General features: G+C 60.6%; 18 protein-coding genes. 10 read left to right on the top strand and 8 right to left on the bottom strand.

Going from position 1 to position 18,103, the window contains the following annotated elements; translation table 11 throughout:
• Positions 1-151 precede the first annotated feature (151 nt).
• Positions 152-1,249 (top strand): polyamine ABC transporter substrate-binding protein, encoded by a 1,098-nt coding sequence (locus tag CKW17_RS01275; RefSeq protein WP_007919260.1) that lies wholly within the window; start codon positions 152-154, stop codon positions 1,247-1,249.
• Between the two features lie 236 nt (positions 1,250-1,485).
• On the opposite strand, the gene thpR is transcribed toward CKW17_RS01275, so the two are convergent.
• Positions 1,486-2,007, bottom strand: coding sequence for an RNA 2',3'-cyclic phosphodiesterase (gene thpR, locus CKW17_RS01265; protein WP_095118354.1), 522 nt, complete (start codon positions 2,005-2,007; stop codon positions 1,486-1,488).
• A 107-nt stretch (positions 2,008-2,114) separates the two neighbouring features.
• Here thpR and CKW17_RS01260 point away from each other — a divergent pair, with 107 nt between their 5' ends.
• On the top strand, positions 2,115-2,309 hold the full coding sequence (locus CKW17_RS01260; protein ID WP_095118353.1) for a hypothetical protein: 195 nt from the start codon (positions 2,115-2,117) through the stop codon (positions 2,307-2,309).
• Between the two features lie 116 nt (positions 2,310-2,425).
• Here CKW17_RS01260 and CKW17_RS01255 read toward each other — a convergent pair whose 3' ends face one another.
• Entirely contained in the window at positions 2,426-2,779 is a 354-nt protein-coding gene (locus tag CKW17_RS01255; RefSeq protein WP_095118352.1) for a DUF1428 domain-containing protein, read from the bottom strand.
• A gap of 2 nt (positions 2,780-2,781) precedes the next feature.
• Positions 2,782-3,864, bottom strand: coding sequence for a hypothetical protein (locus CKW17_RS01250; protein WP_095118351.1), 1,083 nt, complete (start codon positions 3,862-3,864; stop codon positions 2,782-2,784).
• Positions 3,865-4,151: 287 nt separating this feature from the next.
• On the opposite strand from CKW17_RS01250, the gene CKW17_RS01245 reads away from it, so the two are divergent.
• Positions 4,152-4,436, top strand: a complete 285-nt coding sequence (locus CKW17_RS01245) for a hypothetical protein (RefSeq protein WP_095118350.1) — start codon at positions 4,152-4,154, stop codon at positions 4,434-4,436.
• 87 nt (positions 4,437-4,523) lie between these two features.
• Here CKW17_RS01245 and CKW17_RS01240 read toward each other — a convergent pair whose 3' ends face one another.
• Both CKW17_RS01240 and CKW17_RS01235 read right to left on the bottom strand, forming a co-directional pair.
• Positions 4,524-5,591: a hypothetical protein gene (locus CKW17_RS01240; protein WP_224795143.1), complete on the bottom strand. Its 1,068-nt coding sequence runs from the start codon at positions 5,589-5,591 to the stop codon at positions 4,524-4,526.
• 110 nt (positions 5,592-5,701) lie between these two features.
• Complete coding sequence (locus CKW17_RS01235; protein WP_007918829.1) at positions 5,702-5,905, bottom strand: hypothetical protein; 204 nt, start codon at positions 5,903-5,905, stop codon at positions 5,702-5,704.
• A gap of 243 nt (positions 5,906-6,148) precedes the next feature.
• Here CKW17_RS01235 and CKW17_RS01230 point away from each other — a divergent pair, with 243 nt between their 5' ends.
• The 4 genes from CKW17_RS01230 (at position 6,149) to paoC (ending at position 12,098) form a co-directional block, all read left to right on the top strand.
• Positions 6,149-7,903, top strand: coding sequence for an L-lactate permease (locus tag CKW17_RS01230; protein WP_095118348.1), 1,755 nt, complete (start codon positions 6,149-6,151; stop codon positions 7,901-7,903).
• 423 nt (positions 7,904-8,326) lie between these two features.
• Positions 8,327-8,950 carry an aldehyde dehydrogenase iron-sulfur subunit PaoA gene (paoA, locus tag CKW17_RS01225; RefSeq protein ID WP_095118347.1) on the top strand — a complete coding sequence of 208 codons (624 nt, stop codon included), beginning with the start codon at positions 8,327-8,329 and terminating at the stop codon, positions 8,948-8,950.
• Positions 8,947-9,903, top strand: a complete 957-nt coding sequence (locus CKW17_RS01220; protein WP_095118346.1) for a xanthine dehydrogenase family protein subunit M — start codon at positions 8,947-8,949, stop codon at positions 9,901-9,903. The genes paoA and CKW17_RS01220 overlap by 4 nt, the downstream gene beginning before the upstream one ends.
• Positions 9,900-12,098 (top strand): aldehyde oxidoreductase molybdenum-binding subunit PaoC, encoded by a 2,199-nt coding sequence (gene paoC, locus CKW17_RS01215; protein WP_095118345.1) that lies wholly within the window; start codon positions 9,900-9,902, stop codon positions 12,096-12,098. Before CKW17_RS01220 ends, paoC begins: the two co-directional genes overlap by 4 nt.
• Before the next feature lie 240 nt (positions 12,099-12,338).
• On the opposite strand, the gene CKW17_RS01210 is transcribed toward paoC, so the two are convergent.
• On the bottom strand, positions 12,339-12,815 hold the full coding sequence (locus CKW17_RS01210) for a cupin domain-containing protein (protein ID WP_095118344.1): 477 nt from the start codon (positions 12,813-12,815) through the stop codon (positions 12,339-12,341).
• Between the two features lie 97 nt (positions 12,816-12,912).
• On the opposite strand from CKW17_RS01210, the gene CKW17_RS01205 reads away from it, so the two are divergent.
• Positions 12,913-13,806, top strand: coding sequence for a LysR family transcriptional regulator (locus CKW17_RS01205; RefSeq protein WP_095118343.1), 894 nt, complete (start codon positions 12,913-12,915; stop codon positions 13,804-13,806).
• Positions 13,807-14,165: 359 nt separating this feature from the next.
• Here the strand turns inward: CKW17_RS01205 and CKW17_RS01195 are convergent, their stop codons facing one another.
• Entirely contained in the window at positions 14,166-15,110 is a 945-nt protein-coding gene (locus tag CKW17_RS01195) for an aldo/keto reductase (protein ID WP_176470017.1), read from the bottom strand.
• A gap of 112 nt (positions 15,111-15,222) precedes the next feature.
• Between CKW17_RS01195 and CKW17_RS01190 the strand changes: the two genes are divergently transcribed.
• Both CKW17_RS01190 and CKW17_RS01185 read left to right on the top strand, forming a co-directional pair.
• Positions 15,223-15,993, top strand: coding sequence for an alpha/beta hydrolase (locus CKW17_RS01190; RefSeq protein WP_095118341.1), 771 nt, complete (start codon positions 15,223-15,225; stop codon positions 15,991-15,993).
• 274 nt (positions 15,994-16,267) lie between these two features.
• On the top strand, positions 16,268-17,134 hold the full coding sequence (locus CKW17_RS01185; protein ID WP_095118340.1) for a CAP domain-containing protein: 867 nt from the start codon (positions 16,268-16,270) through the stop codon (positions 17,132-17,134).
• Here the strand turns inward: CKW17_RS01185 and CKW17_RS01180 are convergent.
• The gene (locus CKW17_RS01180; RefSeq protein ID WP_095118339.1) at positions 17,104-18,045 is read right to left on the bottom strand and encodes a bifunctional oligoribonuclease/PAP phosphatase NrnA; all 942 of its coding nucleotides are present in this window, start codon (positions 18,043-18,045) and stop codon (positions 17,104-17,106) included. The two genes, CKW17_RS01185 and CKW17_RS01180, sit on opposite strands and share 31 nt — an antisense overlap.
• Positions 18,046-18,103 lie beyond the last annotated feature (58 nt).

Raw genomic sequence — 18,103 nt, 5'->3', positions numbered from 1 at the left:
GATGTAAAAGATCAAAAGATCGCAGCCTCGTTTCACTCGACAGCTCCTACACAAATGTAGTCAGCCCCTCGGTCAGTCCCCTCTCCCCCTGGGAGAGGGTTAGGGTGAGGGGAATTTGCGTAACGTGAATAAAAACAATGGAGTTGTACCGATGAAAATGTTTGGCAGGACTCTGCTGACACTGTCCTTAATGGGCGCAATGGTCATGGGCGCCCAGGCCAACGACAAGGTGCTGCGTGTTTACAACTGGTCCGATTACATCGCACCGGACACCGTCAAGAAGTTCGAAGACGAGACCGGCATCCGCGTGACCTATGACGTCTTCGACAGCAACGAAACCCTTGAGGCGCGCTTGCTGGCGGGCAAATCCGGCTACGACCTGGTCGTGCCGTCGAACAGTTTCCTGGCCAAGCAGATCAAGGCCGGCGTCTATCAGACGCTGGACAAATCCAAACTGCCGAACTGGAAGAATCTCAACCCGGTGCTGCTGAAAAATGCCGCCGCCAGTGATCCGGACAACGCCCACGCGTTCCCGTACATGTGGGGCTCGATCGGCATCGGTTTCAACCCGGCCAAGGTCAAGGAAGTGCTCGGCGCCAACGCCCCGACCAATTCCTGGGACTTGTTGTTCAAACCGGAAAACGCAGAAAAACTCAAAGCCTGCGGCATCAGTTTCCTCGACTCGCCGACCGAAATGATCCCGGCCGCCCTGCACTACCTGGGCTACCCGGTGAACGACAAGGACACCGCGCACATCAAGGAAGCCGAGGCGCTGTTCATGAAGATCCGCCCGAACGTGGCGTATTTCCATTCTTCGAAATACATCTCCGATCTGGCCAACGGCAACATCTGCGTGGCGGTCGGTTACTCCGGTGACGTGCTGCAGGCCAAGGCCCGCGCGGTGGAATCCGGCAACAACGTAGTGATCGACTACAGCATTCCCAAGGAAGGCGCCGGCAGCTTCTACGACATGGTCGCCATCCCGCGCGATGCCGCCAACGTCGACAACGCGTACCTGTTCATGGACTTCCTGATGCGTCCGGACATCATCGCCGAGATCACCAACAGCAACGGCTACAGCAACGCCAACGCGGCGGCTACGCCATTGGTGGATGAAGCGATCCGCAACGATCCGGGTTCGTATCCGTCGCAAGCGGTAATGGCGACACTGTATGCGGTGCCGGATCAGCCGATTGCCACGCAGCGAATCATGACCCGTGGCTGGACCCGGGTGAAGCTCGGTAAGTGAGCCGATGATCGTTCCCACGCTCCGCGTGGGAACGCAGTCCGGGACGCTCTGCGTCCCAAAGCGTGACGCGGAGCGTCACAAGAGGCATTACCACGCAGAGCGTGGGAACGATCAGTGTAAAAATTTCCCGTTCACGCAGCGCCTTACCACCGCTGCACCCTGCTATGAACGGCCTCACCTGGCTCCCTCGGTTCAGGTGAATTCTCAGGCGCCCTCAGGCGCCTTTTTTTGTGCCTTCACATCAGCGACCAATCTTGCAGAACGCGATAACGACCCTTGTGCGATTCGAACAAGGCAAAGCGTTCTGCACGCAGGAAAAACTCCGGTGGCGTAGCGGATTCCGGCTCCGGCGCACGGTAGTCTCTAGCCAACGTCAGGTGCGGGCGAAACTCGCGGGGCGTCTCTTCCAGACCAAAAGGTAACATCGCCTGTTCCAGCGCGTAGACCAGGCGCAGTAACGCCAGCGGTGCCTGCTCCGGCGCGAGCGACAACACCCCGGCGCGATGCCAGACCTGCATGCGATCCAGCGAAATCTTCAACGCCTCTCCTGGCGTGCGCACTTGCCCGGCCGCTTCACAGACTTCGTTGATCTGCGCCAATGGCACCGCGCCAAGGAACAGCAACGTCAGATGAAAATTATCCGCAGGCACCGGTTTCCCGGTTCTCAAGCCCAGATCTGCTCGCCATTGTGCAATCGCCTTGCGCTGCGCCGGCGGGCAATCGAGGGCGAAAAACAGTCGCTTCGCTTCATCGGTCATGGCCCTGCTCCCCTGTTCATCGTTATCCGCCGGATTCTACACAGCCTGATCTGACGACTCGTGACAGCTGGCTATAGTTCAAGGATTGCCATCAACCGGAGACCGCCATGCGTGAGATCCTCAGCAAAGAACCGTGGTGGGCGCGGCCGCCGCATCCCGGGCAGGATGAAAGCGAACTGGAATGGGGCTGGCTGGTGCATTACAGCGAGGGTGAGCCGCGCTTCGAATTCGTCCGCGAACGGCCGACTGACGAGCAGATCCGCAACCGCAAAAGCTGCCGCATCACCCCCTCTGCCGAGTGAACACCGTACCTGTAGGAGTGAGCCTGCTCGCGATGGCGTTTGCACATTCAATGCTTCATTGACGGACCCACCGCTATCGCGAGCAGGCTCACTCCTACAATGGATTTGCGGTGGCTTCAGGGTTCGATGAGGTATTGGAAGCCGCCGTAGATCATGCGCTGGCCATCGAACGGCATCGGGTTCACATCGGGCTGCATGCGCGGGTCCTCCATCATTTTTGCCATGCCGGCATCACGGGTGGCTTTGTCCGGCCAGATCAACCAGCCCGAGGCGACGGTTTCGCCTTCCTTGAGCTTCACCGCCATCGGGAACGAGGTGAGCTTGCCGTCCGGCACGTCGTCTCCCCAGCATTCGGCCACGCTCAGGGCGCCGTACTCCTTGAACAGTACGGCGGCAATTTCGGCGTGCTTTTTGTACTGCTCACGATTGGCAGTCGGCACTGGCGCTACAAAAATATCGATATAAGCCATGATCACTTTCCTTGCACGTTGGGTTCGATCTGCTGACTGGTCGATTGCGGCGGTTGCCATTCGACACGATTCACCCCCAAGCCGACCGACGGTTCATCGCCCCCGCCCAGATTGCGCTCGACTTGCCCGGCCATGTGCAGCGTGCCGGCCATGACGCCGGTGGTCGGGTTTTGCACCAGTTTCAGCCAGGCCTTGTCGAAGGTGCTGCCCAGACTGCTGCGGATCAGCGCTTCGCTGTCAGGGCGGTCATTGGCCTGAATGATCGCGCGAATGCCCGCCACTCCCACCGAAATCAGTCCGCCAGCCAGTTTCCCAGCCGCTGCTGCGACTGCGCTGGCAGCCCCACGCGGGGCCATTTCCGCTTCCATCCGCTGACTGGCGCGCTTGGCCACCGGCGCCATGCCGGCGTCGGTCGAGGCGATGCCTTTGGCGCCACCCTCGGTGTGAATCTTGTCGATCAGTGCGGCGTAGGCCGGCAGCGTGTTCAACGGCTCGGTACTGATGACCTGATACAGCGAAGCATCACGCGCCGGCGGCGGGCCCAACGCAATGGCCGGGACTTTCTGCAAACGCCCATTGAGCTGACCAACGGGCACACCATGACGCTGGGCGATAAGCGGCATCTGCTGCGCCATCAACTGCGCATAGAACGCCGTGGCCTGGCCGAGAATCGCGTCCGGATCGACCTCCACTGCCACTGGCGCCAGCACCCTTTCCTGATATTGCTCAAGCAGATACGCCGCCAGACGCTTGGCCGACGCATCTTGCTCACCACCGGCATTGATCGTGTACCAACTGACCTTCATCGACAGCCATTCCTGGGTCCAGTAGCTGCTGAACCACGGGATGAAATTTTCTTCAGTTTGCTGATAGACCCGAGTGCGCCAATGTTCCATCGAGCCACGGGCGAAGACTTTGACCTGCTCGGTGGACTGCTGCGAAGCACTGACGATTTCGCGGTCGATCTGCTGCCAGGTTGCCGGCGAGATGAACACGGCCTGGGGCGCTGCCACCGGGGCCCGCGCGGAAGTCGCGCAGCCGGCCAGCAGAAGCAGTGCGGCGACGAGCAGCGCACGCGGGTTCACGGTGGCGGTTTCCTTTAAACAGGGAGGATGCAGATCTGAGTATAGGTGTGAGTATCGGGCCGTTTGTCCGGTTGTGGCTGGACTGGCGCCTTCGCGAGCAGGCTCGCTCCCACAGGGGAATGCATTTCAAAGTGGGAGCGAGCCTGCTCGCGAAGGCGCCATCAGCAACACCCCAAAAACCCCAACCATCACTGTCATCGATATTCACCATCGCCACGATTGCCTTCCGCACACCGTCCATGAAAGGCACGATTAAGCCATCCGAAACACAACGAGGAGTTCACAACATGATTCACACCCACGTCACACTCTCCGTGAGTTTCCCGGTGTTCGGCAGCAACTATTACGACCAGCACGTCGTGTCGCACAAGGCGCAGGCACTGGTGTTCAACGAAGATTTCGAAGATCTGCTGATGCCGGCTGCAACCAATCACTTCAGCAACGAAGTGGTCGGCATCAACGATCAGTTCCGTTTTCTGAGCGACATTCTCGCCACCCATTTGCTGGACATCGAGGCCGCCGTGCCTGCGCGATCCAGCGTCCGGGCGAGCGCTCACTTTCAATTGCCGTAACGGACGCCTGGACAAACCGAGCGGCCATGAAAAAGCCCACTGGTCATCACGACTCAGTGGGCTTTTTTACATCGGCGATATACGCAGTCAGCGCTTCCAGCACTCGGAATAACGCGAGCACACGTCGTACTGCGTATCCATTTGCGCCATGCGCTCGAGATGATGATTGATGGTCTCGGCCATCACCTTATTGGTGGCCTGAAAATAATCCATGATCGCCAGTTTTTCCTGCTCGGCCGGCGCCGAATTAGCGCGCTTGCCGGATGTATCTTCGCTGTGCGACCACTCTTTCAACTGCTTGTCGTCAACGCTGCGCAGGCGCTGGCGATATTCATCGGTGGCCACTTGCAGCGCCCGCGTCCTGTTAGTGCCCGCCTCTTTTTCGAATTCAACAAGGTTCTGACGGTACAGCGTCCAATACTCGTCTGGCAGCGCAAAACCGAGTTTGCCCTTGCGCTCGCTGATCAGCGATTCGAGTTTCTCAGGCGTCATGCTGGCAGGCGGCTCCTTGGCCGGGTCGGGCTTGATCATGACAATCACGCTGCCATTGACGATCTGCTCGATCAGCGCAGCACGCTCTGGCGTGTCCGGCAGCAGTTTCGGCGGTTGCGGGAAAAGTGCGTTGCGCCCGTAACAGGCAGGAAAACCGCCACGCTTGACGGTCAGAGGCATACGCACATCCTTGCCATCCACCCGCTGCAAACGCTCCACCAACGTCGAACACTGGCCACGTCCGGTAAAGCCGAAGGTCACCTCGTATTCGGCGCCGCGCTCCGGTTTCAAGTTGAATCCGGTACCACAGGTACCATGCCCCAACTGAGTCATAACCTGGAGATACAGGTCTTTTTCCGGCGGCAATTTGATTTCCAGATAACCACGGGCGTCTTTGGGTGCGGCGACGCTCATGCCGACCCGGCGCTGGCTCTCGGCGATAAACAGATTGTTCAGCGGCCCGGTGCTCATGCCATCGCAATGCTCGGCATCGAAATAATTGAGGGTGGCATTGGACAAGTTAGCGACGAAACGCAGTTTGGCTGCGTCAGGCACGCTGGCGTCCTGATAAGTCCCCGTCTGCGTGCAGCCGACGAGTGCAAAAGCGGCTACGACAGAGCTGAACAGCGCAGGCGAATAGCGCAGAAAAGAAGCGACAGACATGATCATCCTTGGAGGAAGGCGCGAAAAAGCGGCGATGCTACTGAATTGCCACTACTGCGTCCACCCTCGTCATGTCTGTGCGCTTGGGTGTCTGCCGATTACTTCACGGCTCAGTCATCATCCCGATCGCGATAGTAACGACGCCCGTCGCGGCGATCATCGCGATCATCCCAACGCCGATCGTGGTCGTAATTGCGGCCATGATCGCGGTCGTAATGCCGGCCATGGCGGTGGTCATCATCAAAATCCGCGACGCAGCCGCCGAGCAATACGGCGGCAGTCACAGTCAGCAGCATCGTTGTTGCACGCTTCATTCAACACTTCCCTAAAACCAAGGTCTTGACGACGGAATCGGCGACGCTGCCCACGCCTTCAGGACGCGGTGCGCGCAGCCGCAGATACGACCGGGCAAATCAGCGTTGATTCAGTGGCCACCATTGACCGTTGGTCGCCCCGTCCGCGCTATACGAGCGGCGGCGAAATGCCACCTATACTGCTTGCAACCTAGCCCCACGCAATGGATCTGCGCCCTCAATAACAACAAGCAGAGGTGGACCATGGTCTGGCAGCAAATTTACGACCCGTTCGGCAACCCGGTGATCTCCACGCTCATGGCCGCCGTACCGGTGGTGGTGATGCTCGCGGCGCTGGCGTTCTTCCACGTCAAGGCGCATCTGGCGGCGCTGCTGGCGCTGGCTTCCGCCCTGCTGATTTCGATTTTTGCCTTCGGCATGCCGGCGAGCATGGCCGGCTCAGCGGCGTTGTTTGGCGCGGCCAATGGCTTGTTGCCGATCGGCTGGATCGTCCTCAACATCATCTTCCTGCATCGCCTGACCACCGAGAACGGCTCGTTCAAAGTGCTGCAGGATTCTCTCGCGCGGATCACCGATGACCGACGTTTGCAGTTGCTGCTGATCGCGTTCTGCTTCGGTGCGTTTTTCGAAGGCGCGGCGGGGTTCGGTACACCGGTGGCGGTGACCGGGGCGATTCTGATCGGTCTCGGTTTTTCGCCGCTGGCAGCATCCGGTCTGGCGCTGATCGCCAACACCGCGCCAGTCGCATTCGGCGCGCTGGGCACGCCGATCATCACGCTGGCCAAAGTCACCGGGCTGGATGAAATGGAGCTGTCGATGATGGTCGGTCGGCAGTTGCCGTTTTTCTCGGTGCTGGTGCCGTTCTGGTTGATCTGGGCGTTTGCCGGTTGGCGCAAGATGCTCGAGATCTGGCCGGCGATTCTGGTGGCCGGCGTCAGCTTCGCGATCCCGCAGTTTCTGGTGTCGAACTACCACGGGCCGATGCTGGTGGATGTGATCGCCGCGCTGATTTCCATGGCCTGCCTGACGCTGTTCTTGAAGGTGTGGAAACCGGCGACCATTCACACCTCGGCAGCGCTGTCGGGGCGTGTCGACAACTCCAAGGTCGAGGAAGAAAAAGTCACCGCCAGCGCCGCGTTCAGTGATCAGGCGCGCCCGGCGGTGATGCGCGCGTGGATGCCGTGGATCATCCTCACCGTGTTCGTGTTTGCCTGGGGCACGCAGGGCTTCAAGAATATGTTCGACACCCGTCCGGCGATTGATCCGGTCACCCAGTCGGTCAAGCTCGACCCACAGGGCAAACCGCTGCGCGAGGCCAACCCGATTTTCGCCCCGGCAGTGACCTTTACCAGCCTGCACCTGCAAATCGAAAAAGTCCCGCCGGTGGTTGCCGCGCCGAAAGCGGAAGAAGCGGTGTACAAATTCACCTGGCTGACCGCCACCGGCAGCGGGATCTTGCTGGCGGCGATTGTCGGCGGTTTGCTGATGGGTTATTCGATTCCGCAACTGATCAAGCAATACCTGCGCACGTTGTGGGTGGTGCGGTTTTCGCTGATCACCATTGCGGCGATGCTGGCGCTGGGGTTCCTTACGCGCTACTCGGGACTTGACGCGACCATGGGCCTGGCGTTTGCGGCGACGGGGATTTTCTATCCGATGTTCGGCACATTGCTCGGTTGGCTCGGCGTGGCATTGACCGGTTCGGATACGGCGTCGAACGTTCTGTTTGGCGGGTTGCAGCGGGTGACGTCGGAACAGCTCGGGATCAGTCCGGTGCTGATGGCGGCAGCAAACAGTTCCGGTGGGGTGATGGGCAAAATGGTCGATGCACAATCGATCGTGGTCGCCTCCACCGCGACCCGCTGGTATGGGCATGAGGGCGAGATTCTGCGCTACGTGTTCTTCCACTCGATTGTGTTGGCGATCCTGGTCGGTGGGCTGGTGACGTTGCAGGCGTATGTGGCGCCGTTTACCTCGATGGTGGTGGGCGGGCATTAGTCCGGCCGGACACATATCCAATGTGGGAGCGAGCCTGCTCGCGAAGGCGTCCGGTCTGCCAATGAAGATATTGGCTGTGCCGGCCTCTTCGCGAGCAGGCTCGCTCCCACAGGTTTCAAGTTGTGAATGAAATGGTGGTTACCACACAGATCCCTGTAGGAGTGAGCCTGCTCGCGATAGCGGTGTGTCAATCGCCACATTGCTCACTGGTCTATCGCTATCGCGAGCAGGCTCACTCCTACAGTGGATCTGTGTTGGCCAAGCGATTAATGAGCTGCTTGCATAACTCTATAACGAAAATCCGACAAAACCTTTTCCTCTCTCCAGCAGTCACTCCTTAACGAGACCGGCGATGACGCTGGCTGCCCGCTTGGGCCTTCTACGACCCTGCTGCCCTGATGAAGAGAGAAAAGGAATCGAACCATGACGATTTCCCGACGCGGATTTCTGATCCTCGGCGCCGTGACCGCCACCGCCTTCGCGATGCCGCCGTTTATCAGCCTCAAGGCCTACGCGGCCAATCTGGAGCAACCGGCCATGAGCAAAGTGACGATCAACGTCAACGGCAAGCCGCGTGCGCTTGACGTCGACACCCGCACCACCCTCCTTGATGCCTTGCGCGAACACCTGCACCTGACCGGCAGTAAAAAAGGCTGCGACCACGGCCAGTGTGGCGCCTGCACGGTGATCGCCGATGGTCGACGCATCAACTCGTGCCTGACCCTGGCGGTGATGCACGAAGGCAGTGAGATCACCACCATCGAAGGTCTCGGCATGCCCGACAATCTGCACCCGATGCAGGCCGCATTCATCAAGCACGACGGCTATCAGTGCGGCTATTGCACGCCGGGGCAGATCTGCTCGGCAGTGGCGGTGATCAAGGAAATCCGCGATGGCATTCCCAGCCATGTCAGTGAAAGCCTCACCGAGGCGCCACGGTTGATTGCCAGTGAGTTTCAGGAGCGCATGAGCGGCAATATCTGCCGCTGCGGCGCTTACTCGAACATCATCGAAGCCATCACTGAAGTCGCGGAGGTGCCGGCATGAGACCGTTCAATTACAGCCGCGCCGACTCCCCCGCCGCGGCCGCTGCGCAAGCCGCTCAAGTCGAAGGTGCGCGGTTTATCGCTGGCGGCACCAACCTGCTCGACCTGATGAAACTCGACATCGAAACGCCGTTGCACCTGATCGATGTCAATCACCTCGGCCTGGATCAGATCGAAGCCACGCCCGAAGGCGGATTGCGAATTGGCGCGCTGGTGCGCAACACCGATCTGGCAGCAGACGAGCGGGTCCGCAAAGACTACGCGCTGCTCTCGCGCGCCTTGCTCGCCGGGGCTTCCGGGCAATTGCGCAACATGGCGAGCACCGCCGGCAACCTGCTGCAACGCACGCGCTGTCCGTACTTCTACGACACGAATCAGGCCTGCAACAAACGCCAACCCGGCAGCGGTTGCGCAGCGATCGGCGGGGTCAGTCGGCAACTGGGAATCATCGGCGTCAGCGACGCCTGCATCGCCACACACCCGAGTGACATGGCAATTGCCATGCGCGCGCTCGATGCGCAGATTGAAACGGTGAAACCCGATGGCACGACCCGCAGCATCGCCATGGCCGATTTCCATCAGTTGCCCGGCACCACGCCGAACATCGAAACCAGCCTCACGCCCGGCGAGTTCATCACCTCGGTGACACTGCCCGCACCGCTCGGCGGCACCCACGTTTATCACAAAGTGCGCGATCGCTCGTCCTACGCGTTCGCCTTGGTGTCGGTCGGTCTGATCCTGCAAAAGGACGGCAGTGGCCGCATCGCCGTCGGCGGTATCGCGCCGAAACCATGGCGGGTTGAAGCCGCCGAAGCGTTGCTGCCCCAAGGCGCCAAAGCCGTCAGCGCACGCCTGCTCGACGGCGCCACGCCGACCCACGACAACCAATTCAAACTGACCCTGGTCGAGCGCACGCTCGGTTCAGTGTTGGCGCAAGCGAGGGATGAAGCATGAAATTCGACACGCCCGCCACCACCAACCCGATCGACCAGTTGAAGGTCATCGGCCAACCCACCGACCGCATCGAAGGTCCGCTGAAAACCAGCGGTCAGGCGCCTTACGCCTACGAGCAGCACGAGGCGGTGGCCAATCAGGCTTACGGTGTCATGGTCGGTTCAGCCATCGCCAAGGGCCGCATCAACAATATCGATCTTGAACAGGCGAAAGCCGCACCGGGTGTGCTGGCCATCGTCACCGCCGCCAACGCCGGCAAACTCGGCAAAGGCCAATACAACGCCGCGCATCTGTTGGCCGGGCCGGAGATTCAGCACTATCACCAGGCTGTTGCACTGGTGGTTGCCGAGACGTTCGAGCAGGCCCGTGCAGCTGCGCAATTGGTCAAGGTCGACTACGTCGCGGCCAAAGGCGAATTCGATCTGGCCAGCGTGCGCGACCAAGGCGTCGAGCCGAAAGACGAATTGCCCGACGTCAGCCACGGTGATTTCGCCAAGGCCTTCGCCTCCGCGCCGGTGCAGTTCGATCAGACCTACACCACGCCGGATCAGTCCCACGCGATGATGGAGCCGCACGCCACGTTGGCGGCGTGGAAAGGCGATCAACTGACCTTGTGGACGTCGAACCAGATGATCGCGTGGAGCGTCGGCGACATCGCTACGACGCTCGGTTTGCCCAAGGAAAAGGTGCGGCTGATTTCGCCGTACATTGGTGGTGGTTTCGGCGGCAAGTTGTTCGTGCGCGCCGATGCGATCCTCGCCGCCCTCGGTGCGCGGATGGCTGGCAGGCCGGTGAAAGTCGCCCTCGCCCGCCCGCAGATCGCCAACAACACCACTCACCGCCCGGCGACGATTCAGCGCATTCGCATGGGCGCGACAGCGGACGGCAAACTCACTGCGATCGCCCACGAAGGCTGGTCGGGCAATCTGGCGGAAGGCAAAGTCGAGGTTGCAGCGCAGCCGAGTCAGTTGTTGTACGCGGCGGAAAATCGGCTGGTCAGCATGCGTCTTGCGCCGCTGGATTTGCCCGAAGGCAACGCCATGCGCGCACCCGGTGAAACGCCGGGGCTGATGGTCCTGGAAATCGCCATGGACGAGATGGCCGAGCAGCTCAAGCTTGATCCGGTCCAGTTCCGGATTCTCAACGACACGCAGGTCGATCCGGTGAAAACCGAGCGGCCGTTTTCGCAGCGGCGCCTGATCGAATGCCTGCAAACCGGTGCCGAGAAATTCGGCTGGAGTCAGCGCAATGCCCAACCGGGCTCACGGCGCGAAGGCCGCTGGTTGATCGGCATGGGCGTGGCGGCGGCGATCCGCAACAACCTGCTGGTCAAGTCCGGTGCAAGGGTACGGCTGGAACGCGACGGCAAGGTCACGGTGGAAACTGACATGACCGATATCGGCACCGGCAGCTACACGATCATCGCGCAGACGGCGGCCGAGATGATGGGCGTTGGTTTGAAGGATGTGAGCGTGCATCTGGGCGATTCGAGTTTTCCAGTGTCGGCAGGTTCCGGCGGGCAATTTGGCGCTAACTGCTCGACTGCCGGGGTGTATGCCGCGTGTATGAAATTGCGTGAGGCGGTGGCTGGCAAGTTGGGCATGGCGGCGGATCAGGCGGAGTTTGTCGACGGTGAGGTGCGCGTCGGCAGCAAGAGCGTGCCGTTACGCAATGCGACTGAAGGCGGCGCGCTCGTCGGCGAGGACAGCATCGAGTTCGGTGATCTGGCCGAGAAATATCAGCAGTCGACCTTTGGTGCGCATTTCGTTGAGGTCGCGGTGGATGCGGCGACCGGTGAAGTGCGTGTGCGCCGAATGTTGGCGGTGTGCGCGGCCGGGCGAATTCTCAATCCGAAAGCGGCGCGCAGTCAGGTGATCGGCGCGATGACTATGGGCGTTGGTGCGGCGTTGATGGAAGAGTTGGCGGTGGACAAGAAACTCGGCTTTTTCGTCAATCATGATCTGGCCGGGTATGAAGTGCCGGTGCATGCCGACATTCCGCATCAGGAGGTGATTTTTCTCGATGAGACCGATCCGGTGTCTTCGCCGATGAAGGCCAAAGGTGTTGGTGAGTTGGGGATTTGCGGGGTCAGTGCGGCGGTGGCGAATGCGATTTACAACGCCACGGGGGCTAGGGTGCGGGAGTATCCGATTACGCTGGACAAGATTTTGTCGTCGTTGCCGGAGATGATCTGAAAGCCCCGGAAAAGCCCCTCACCCTAGCCCTCTCCCAGAGGGAGAGGGAACCGATTGGGGGATATTGGAGAATTTCACCGACCTGAAAGCTCCAATGTGAATCCATAATCGACTCGGTCTCTCAAGTCGATGTATGACGCAAGACACTGCGGTCGGCCCCCTCTCCCTCCGGGAGAGGGCTGGGGTGAGGGAAGTCAGGTGGCGCACTAGCATGGGGTGCTAGTGCGCTACCGATAGCTTTCAGTCCGCTCGCGGATACTGCTCGGCACTCACCTGCTCCATCCATTCCACCACCTTGCCATCCTGCACTTCAGCAATAGCAATATGCGTCATCGCCGTAGTCGGCGCCGCCCCGTGCCAATGCTTTGCCCCCGGCGCGATCCACACCGTATCCCCAGGACGAATCTCACGCACCGGCTGCCCCCATTCCTGCACAAACCCGGAACCGGCCGTGACGATCAAGGTCTGTCCCAACGGATGCGTGTGCCAAGCGGTACGCGCGCCCGGCTCAAACGTCACCGTCGCACCACTGACCCGCGCCTCGTCTGTGCCTTTGAACGGCGCATCGACACGGACAGTGCCGGTGAACCAATCCGTCGGGCCTTTGGCCGAAGGTTGCGAGCCATTGGGCGTGACCGTCACACGCGGAGTTTCATCGGCCTGCACCTCACCCGCCAACAGAGAAAGGGTCAACGCAGAAGCAGCAATCGGGTTCATGGTGGTTCCTCCGGATATTCAATGCCACCACTGTACCGACAACAACTCTTCAGATAATCGACTAGAATTCAAAAAAACTTATGCGGGACACTCATCAATGCTGCGTGAAAATGCCACCGACCTCCTCGCCTTCCTCGCCGTAGCCCGCGAGCGCAGTTTCACCAAAGCGGCGGCCAAACTCGGCGTCTCGCAATCGGCGCTCAGCCACACCATTCGCGCACTCGAAGCCCGTTTGGGCCTGCGTCTGCTGACCCGCACTACTCGCAGCGTCTCGCCCACCGAAGCCGGTCATCATCTGCTGCAAACCATCGGCCCGCGCTTCGAAGAAATCGAACTGGAACTCGCGGCCCTGAGCAACCTGCGCGACACCCCCGCCGGCAAGCTCCGCATCAGTGCCACCGATCATTCGCTGGACTGGCTGCTGCGCCCGGTGCTCAAAGACTTTCTGCCGCAGTACCCGGACATCGCCGTCGAAGTCTGCTGCGATTACGGTTTCGTCGACATCGCCGGCCAGGGTTTCGACGCCGGCGTGCGCCTGGGCGAAGACGTCGCACAAGGCATGATCGCCACCCGCATCGGTCCCGACATGCGCATGGCGGTGGTGGGTTCACCCGCCTATTTCGCCAAACGCACCCCGCCGCAAACGCCAAGGGATCTGACCGACCACGCCTGCAATAACCTGCGCCTGCCCACCAATGGCGGGTTGTACAGCTGGGAATTCGAAAAGGCTGGGGAAAGCCTGAAAGTGCGAGTATCCGGGCAGATCACCCTGAACGGCGTCTACCCGCTGCTCGACGCTGCGCTGGACGGTTTTGGCCTGAGTTACATCCCGGAAAACGTCGTCGCGCCGTATCTGGCCGACGGTCGTTTACTGCAGGTGCTGGGGGATTGGTGCCCGACGTTTGCCGGGTATCACCTGTATTACCCGAGTCGACGTCAGGCAGCACCGGCGTTTGCGTTGTTGCTGGAGGCGTTGCGCTATCGCGCTTGAGCGACTTGTCACGTTTTAAAGCAACCCGCAGCGCCCCAAGACGCCTTGGCTATCTGCACGGCCGCGTACACAGAGTTCGCCGTCACTGTTGCAATCTGCCCGCGCTGCATGCCCAGACAAACATACTGTTCGTTATGGGCGTACGCAGCGAACAAAATCAGCAAGAGACAAACCCCGGTGCAATAGGTGAACCTGCGGCCTTGCACGTCCATGATCGTTCTTCTTTGGTGAGGCAGGAATCTTCATACTCACCGACAAACAAACCCCTTCCAACTGTCAGATATGACAGTCCTTCAGACCATTTCGAAATTAATACAAGCCTGAACCAACGCGAAGTCGCGATCGTTTGGCGAGCTCGATCAACCCATCAACGCAATCAACTGATGCCGCTGCGCATCCGTGAGCATCGGCCCGAACCCGGCCTTGGCGTTATCGGCCATGAAACGCGGATTGCCCGTGCCCGGGATCACGCAGGTCACCGCTGAATGCGACAGCAGAAACTTCAACGCCAGTTGCGGCCAGCTGTTGACCTGCACGTCCGACACCCAGCCCGGCAGCGGTTTGCCTTTGAGCCGGGCCAGCAGTCCCCCGCCACCGAACGGCCGATTACAGATCACTGCCACGCCACGCTCGCGACACAGCGGCAGAATGCGTTTTTCCACGCCACGGTCATCGAGGGCGTAATTGATTTGCAGAAAATCCAGTTGTTCGGCCTTCAACACCGCTTCGACTTCTTCATAGGCCGAGTCCGTGTAATGGGTGATGCCGATGTAACGGATGCGCCCCTGGGCTTTCCATTCACGCAGGGTCGGCAAGTGCGTCTGCCAATCGAGCAGGTTGTGGATCTGCATCAGGTCGATGCGCTCGGCACGCAGCAGGCTGAATGACTGCTCCATCTGCGCGATGCCCTCCTCGCGTCCGCGCGTCCACACCTTGGTCGCCAGAAACGCCGGCGAGCGCGGCTCATGGATCGATAGCAATTCACCAGTGGTCTGTTCGGCACGGCCATACATCGGTGAACTGTCGATCAGCGTGCCGCCCTTGGTGAACAGCTCATCAAGCACCGCCGGCAGTTGCCGGTAGGCCGGATCGCCGGGGGCGACGTCGAAGCCGCGATAGGTGCCCAGACCCACGATGGGCAGCGACTCGGCGCTGGACGGGATGGCGCGGGTCTGCATGGCGTGGCCTCCGGTAGTCGCGGACGTGGTGGTTGTGGCCAACGCCCGATCAAAGGTGAAGACCGCCGAAACCCCGGCGGCCAGCGTGAGCAATCGGCGACGGGAGTAACCCTCAGTGTGGCTCATGCTGGTTCCCCTGCTGCGTGGATCTGTTGCCTTTTGTGTGTGCGAGCGGCCCGGTTGCAGGGCTGGACTACACTGCGACAGCGATCCTTCACACACCGTTAAAAGTAGCCGAATGTCCCGAACCCTGATGTCACTCGTCGCATTGATCGTTACCGTGTACCTGGTGCTGTGCGCGGCGCTGTTCTTTTTTCAGCGCTCGCTGATCTATTTTCCGCAGCCTAATGCCGTCACTTCCGCTGATTCACGGATGACACTGTCGATGCCGGACGCGCAGATTTCGCTGATCACCCGCGAGCGTGTCGGGCCACGGGCGCTGATCTATTTCGGTGGCAATGCCGAGGACGTGTCGCGCAATCTGCCGGAGTTTGCCGAGGCGTTTCCCGATTACGCGGTGTATCTGCTCAACTACCGCGGCTTCGGTGGCAGCGGCGGCTCACCGTCGGAAGCGGCGATTGCCGAGGATGCGCTGGCGCTGTTCGATCAGGTCTACGCCAGTCATCCGCAGATAGCCGTGGTCGGGCGCAGTCTCGGTTCTGGCGTCGCGGTGCGTCTGGCCAGTCAGCGACCGGTGCAACAGCTGATTCTGGTGACGCCTTACAACAGCCTCGAAGAAATCGCGGCGCAGCAATATCCGTGGGTGCCGGTGAAATGGTTGCTCAAGGATCGCTTCGAATCCGGCAAATACGCCGCGCATATCCGCGTGCCGACGTTGCTGCTGGCGGCCAGTGACGACGAGGTGATTCCGCGCGCCAGCACGCAGCGTTTGCTGGAGAACTTCCCGCAAGGCGTGGCGGTGCTCAGGGTGGTGCCGGATTCGGGGCATAACTCGATCTCGGATCGTGCGCAGTATTTGCAGTGGATGAAGGATGTGTTGAATCGGTGATAGTGGTCTGCCTGTGTCTTTTGTATTGTTTTCAGTGACGCCATCGCGAGCAGGCTCACTCCTACAGGGGAACGCATTCCAAATGTAGGAGTGAGCCTGCTCGCGATAGCGTCATCCGGCGCAACATAGCGCTCTGTTTGATTCCACTGTTCGTCGCTTCGCCGTAAAGCCTTCACCGCCCCTTGAACCAAGTCCCGATTCCCCAGTCCTACTCGCGCCGCTTTCTGCGGTTCACTCAACTTTTGCGCTGTCCTCCTTCAGAGCTGCCCGTCTCATGCGCCACGCCGTTCGTTCGTCTCGCTTGGTTTCGCTGTGCCTGCTGATCCTTTCGCCGCTGTTCGCTGCAACCGCCCATGCCGGTGCGGAGCGGCAACTGGTGGCCGCCATCAACGACTATCGTGCCCATCCGCAACGCTGTGATCGACGCCCGGTGCAACGGCTGGCACCGTTGGCGCTGAAGTCGAACCTGGCCTTGCCGATCGGTTATCGCTATGCCGGCGGCATGCGTGAAGCGTTGAAGTCGTCCGGTTATTCCGCCGTGGCGGTGCGCAGTATTCGCGTGGTCGGGGCCGAGGACGCCGAGGAGGCTTTCGACCTGCTGCAAGACGAGCACTGCGCCGCGCTGCTGGATGCGAGCTACGCCGATATCGGTGTCAGTCGTTCGCGCAATGAATGGCAAGTGGTGTTGGCGCAACCGGTGCTCGACCATCGCGTCGGTGACAATCGCAGCGTCGGCAAGGCCTTGCTCGCTGAGGTCAACGCCGCGCGCGCCCGGCCACGGATGTGTGGACGCCAGCGCTTCACCGCCGCCCGGCCACTGAGCTGGAACGCTGCGCTAGGCGCTGCCGCGCAGGGGCACAGCAAAGCCATGGCTTACGGCAACTACTTCGCCCACCGCGATCCGGACGGGGACATGCCCGCCGATCGCGCCCGCGCGGCCGGCTACCGTGGTCGGCAAATCGGCGAAAACATCGCCGCCGGGCAGAGTTCACCGGGCAAGGCCATGGCCGGCTGGCTGGCCAGCCCCGGACATTGCGCCAACCTGATGAACCCGACGTTTACCCAGGTCGGCGCCGGGTTTGCCAGTGAGGCGCGCAGTGATGAAGGGGTTTACTGGACGATGCTGTTTGGCGCGCAGTGACTGCCAGCGTCCAGCCCCAATTTCAACAGTTCCTTGCGCAGCATTGACGGCGACCGCACGGCCAATCCGGCCTGCCAGTCGAGTGGCAACAAGCGATTGAGCTTTTGCTGGCTGACCTCGGTTGGCGCCAGAAAGCAGCTTTTGTGGTCGCGGATACTGATCACATTCAGCAGCCAGTCATCGCCCTGCTGCGCCATCCAGCCATTGATCATCGGCCGGTGTTTTTGCAGCAAGGCGTCGGCATCCCACACCGTCATTTGCGCGAAAAAGCCTGGCAGGTTGCTCTCGGGTTTCATCCGTTTCGAGTCGGTTGCCAATGCAGCGGCAAGGTTCGACTCGATGCTGGCCTGGCATTCGAGAAAATATTGCCGAGGCCAGTCTGTCGGCAGTTTTGCCCGTGAAGCGAGGTCGGCGTAGGCCTCGATGTCCGCTGGCGTGGTCATCTGCCCGGTGAAATTCAGCGTGTTGTCGAGAATCGCGGTGGCCAGTAATGCGGCACTTTGCACGCTGATCTGCGGCAGCACACCGGCCGCCTGCCAGCGTTGAAAAACCTGAGTTGCCGCCGCGCCGATCGGGCGAATATCGGCGGCAGACCCAAGCTTCTGCGCCCAATAATGCTCGAACCCCGGATGATGATCGATGATCTCTACCACCCGCTCGCGCACCACCGACGGGTCGAAATGGTAATAGTCGGAGACATCGACCATGACAAATTCATCGTCCGGTTTCGGTTGGTATTCGTCAAAAGTCGCATCCCAACCGAGTACGGTTAGCGAAACGCTGGCGTTGGGTTGCGCGCTGCTGACGGCGCGGGCGGGAATGCCTTGCAGGTTGAGCAATTCTGCGTAAGCGATGCAGCAGGCGTAGGCGTCGATGTCCAGATAGGACGCACCGGAGGTGATGATTTTCATGGGCCGGCAACATCGCACAGGTTTGTGACGTTTGGGTGACAGGAAAAGATCGCAGCCT

It is taken from the genome of Pseudomonas sp. Irchel s3f10 (genome assembly GCF_900187515.1).
Taxonomy (GTDB): Bacteria; Pseudomonadota; Gammaproteobacteria; order Pseudomonadales; family Pseudomonadaceae; genus Aquipseudomonas; species Aquipseudomonas tensinigenes.
The sequence above is the reverse complement of the archived record's forward strand: the minus strand, read 5'-3'. Positions and strand labels throughout refer to the sequence as shown.